General features: G+C 34.4%; 7 protein-coding genes. All 7 read right to left on the bottom strand.

Annotated features, from left to right (window positions below):
* Positions 1-129: 129 nt before the first annotated feature.
* Positions 130-405: a type II toxin-antitoxin system RelE family toxin gene (locus U868_RS0122895; RefSeq protein ID WP_025155315.1), complete on the bottom strand. Its 276-nt coding sequence runs from the start codon at positions 403-405 to the stop codon at positions 130-132.
* A gap of 9 nt (positions 406-414) precedes the next feature.
* Complete coding sequence (gene relB, locus U868_RS0122890) at positions 415-639, bottom strand: type II toxin-antitoxin system RelB family antitoxin (protein WP_080694425.1); 225 nt, start codon at positions 637-639, stop codon at positions 415-417.
* Between the two features lie 106 nt (positions 640-745).
* The gene (locus tag U868_RS26220; protein ID WP_275886630.1) at positions 746-880 is read right to left on the bottom strand and encodes a hypothetical protein; all 135 of its coding nucleotides are present in this window, start codon (positions 878-880) and stop codon (positions 746-748) included.
* Between the two features lie 136 nt (positions 881-1,016).
* Positions 1,017-1,253: a hypothetical protein gene (locus U868_RS0122880; RefSeq protein WP_025155313.1), complete on the bottom strand. Its 237-nt coding sequence runs from the start codon at positions 1,251-1,253 to the stop codon at positions 1,017-1,019.
* Between the two features lie 52 nt (positions 1,254-1,305).
* Positions 1,306-1,767: a hypothetical protein gene (locus tag U868_RS0122875; protein ID WP_025155312.1), complete on the bottom strand. Its 462-nt coding sequence runs from the start codon at positions 1,765-1,767 to the stop codon at positions 1,306-1,308.
* 93 nt (positions 1,768-1,860) lie between these two features.
* Positions 1,861-2,064 carry a helix-turn-helix domain-containing protein gene (locus U868_RS0122870; protein ID WP_025155311.1) on the bottom strand — a complete coding sequence of 68 codons (204 nt, stop codon included), beginning with the start codon at positions 2,062-2,064 and terminating at the stop codon, positions 1,861-1,863.
* A complete protein-coding gene (locus U868_RS0122865; protein WP_025155310.1) occupies positions 2,051-2,281 on the bottom strand; it encodes a hypothetical protein in 231 nt (76 codons plus the stop codon). The genes U868_RS0122870 and U868_RS0122865 overlap by 14 nt, the downstream gene beginning before the upstream one ends.
* Positions 2,282-2,371 lie beyond the last annotated feature (90 nt).

Genomic DNA, 2,371 nt, shown 5'->3' with positions numbered 1-2,371 from the left:
GTTTTTCGGGGGGATTACCCCGGCACCACAGGCGACAGATGTGCTGTAACTTATTTTTTCTTTGCGGGTTCGATGCACGAAAAGAAAAAAGGGGCGCCATCACATAGCGCCCCTTTGAATTGAAGCAGTTTAAAATTTCTTATAGACATCCTTACGGTGTCCGACCGTCAACGCTATTACCAACAATTTATCGTCTTCTATCGCAGCTATCAGGCGGTAATCTCCTATACGGTAGCGGATAAATTCGGCTTTATCCCCTTTAAGGATCTTCCCTGTCAGACGCGGGTTTATCGCATTGTTGATATTTATCTCAATATACTTCTGAATAATTCTTTGGTGTACCGTGTCGATTTTTTTAAACTCTTTTACAAACCGTTTTGTGTACTCTGTCCGGTAGCGTGTCATTTCACTACCTCAGACAGATTCAAATAATTCATTATGGCTTATTGTGGTTTTATCCCTGAGAAAATCCTCATAGCTTTCATTCGCAAGCTGTAAATCTAACTCATCCTCGATTTTTTCCCGTACAGCACTTTTGCACAATTCACTAAATGTGAGTCCTTTGGCATTTGCGTAGGATTCAAAAAGAGTAAAATCCTCGTTATTCAGTCTGATAGCTTTTGTCATATTTTTATTCATAATATACCTCCCCCAACCATTTGTTATACATTGTATAACATTCCTGATTTTTTGTCCAGCATATAAACACAAGAAGCGTTCATTTACCTCTTGTGCTTATTCAGAATTAATGCACTTTTTTCAGACGTTGTTCTTTGATTTTTTGAAGAAAATATCCCAGTTCTTTTGCTGTCATGATAGGAAATGTACACTTTTCTTTATTTGCAAAAGCTCTGGCAACTGCTATCATTTTTTCTGACATAATAAAATCATTCCACAGATTTTTTGTGTTACGAGTCCGCAGGGAGGCAACCCGGCGGACTCAATCATAAAAATATAGAGTATATTTTATTGTATAAAAATATGTCTTATCATAAATGAAGGATTAATAGCTTTCATTAAATTACAGAACAAATATTGTTTTTTCTTACCCTCCTAATAAATTCAACAGCAATATATTCTTCATTTGAGTTTTTATTGAATGATGTTCTTGTAACGTTCGCTTCATTGTCAAACTCAATAACCTGATCAATCTCTCCGTGCTTCTGAATATGGTAGGTACAAAAACCATTATATTCAAAAATAGCAACTATCTTATAATTGGTTTTATCTTCTTTTAAATCTGAAAATTTCATATTATACTAACCCAGTCGTAATGAGCCGAAATAACCGGCTCATTTTATTTAATCAGTCATTCAGTCCCCAGGAACATTTATAGCCAAAAGGCAGATTATAATAAGGTTTATCTCTTACAGATTCCCACGTTTCAAAACCAGACTGCACACACCATATTTTAAATTCATCCAAAATTTCGTCCTGTAACTTTTGCAGGGTAATAAAAACAAGCGAGCTTTCAAATTCCTCAAATTCACAGGACTGATATTTAAAAAATGAAATATTAGTTATCATCTGCATCATTGCAGGATAATTAACATCACCATTTTCTTCATAAAAATCATTTTGTTGAATCTCAAAAATGTATTCATGGGCGGATTGATTTTCAGAACAACGGGCGTTAACTGATAGTGTATTTATCATCATCATTAATGATAAAAAAGTTTGAGCTTCACTTACATGAATATGATTCATTTCAACAAGTGCTGTAACAATAGATGATGCGGTTTTGTTATTAACAATAAAACAACTCATTTTAAATCTCCTGCCCTGTGAGGGCTGAGAAGAAAGCAACCCGTTTGCTTTCAATACAAATATTACAATCCCTTATAAGGGACTTTACCAGCGTTATTTTTCTATTAATATATATTTTTCGTGTTCACCGGCTAACAATTTTAAATATTCCAGCTCAGGTTTACTGATAATTTTTTTGTCATAATCATCAGCTATTCTGTTTTTAACCGTTTTTTCTGATAAGCCTAACAATTCAGCAAATTCCTTGTTTGATAACCCCAGTTTATCTCTTAGTCTCTTTAATTCATTCATTTTCATTTCTCCGCCGGGAAAGTAGTAATTCAAGAACAGGTAAATCAGATTTGTCCGGTAACGGGTCTGTCCCGACTCTTATTTTATAAACCTGTTTTTTTGCTGTTTTATTACCCTGTTTAACATCACGTTTATTTCTTACCTTAATATTTTTAATAAAAACTAACTGCCCGTTTTCACAGGTCAGATAATAATTTTTACTTCCCTTACTGAATTTAATCATGACAGATTACCTTAGCCCGGAGAAAAGCAGTCAACGCAAAGTCGCTACAAACAGTGTAGTCCCCTATAAAGGACTATGCAAATTCTTTCA

The sequence above is a fragment of the Morganella morganii H1r genome (assembly GCF_000633515.1).
Taxonomy (GTDB): domain Bacteria; phylum Pseudomonadota; class Gammaproteobacteria; order Enterobacterales; family Enterobacteriaceae; genus Morganella; species Morganella morganii_B.
Note: the sequence above shows the minus strand (reverse complement) of the source record. Positions and strands in the feature narration are given on the sequence as shown.

Bases quoted from the DNA above. Each gene is read 5' to 3' on its own strand.
- U868_RS0122895 (WP_025155315.1), bottom strand. From the start codon at position 405: ATGACACGCTACCGGACAGAGTACACAAAACGGTTTGTAAAAGAGTTT.
- relB (WP_080694425.1), bottom strand. From the start codon at position 639: ATGAATAAAAATATGACAAAAGCTATCAGACTGAATAACGAGGATTTT.
- U868_RS26220 (WP_275886630.1), bottom strand. From the start codon at position 880: ATGTCAGAAAAAATGATAGCAGTTGCCAGAGCTTTTGCAAATAAAGAA.
- U868_RS0122880 (WP_025155313.1), bottom strand. From the start codon at position 1,253: ATGAAATTTTCAGATTTAAAAGAAGATAAAACCAATTATAAGATAGTT.
- U868_RS0122875 (WP_025155312.1), bottom strand. From the start codon at position 1,767: ATGAGTTGTTTTATTGTTAATAACAAAACCGCATCATCTATTGTTACA.
- U868_RS0122870 (WP_025155311.1), bottom strand. From the start codon at position 2,064: ATGAAAATGAATGAATTAAAGAGACTAAGAGATAAACTGGGGTTATCA.
- U868_RS0122865 (WP_025155310.1), bottom strand. From the start codon at position 2,281: ATGATTAAATTCAGTAAGGGAAGTAAAAATTATTATCTGACCTGTGAA.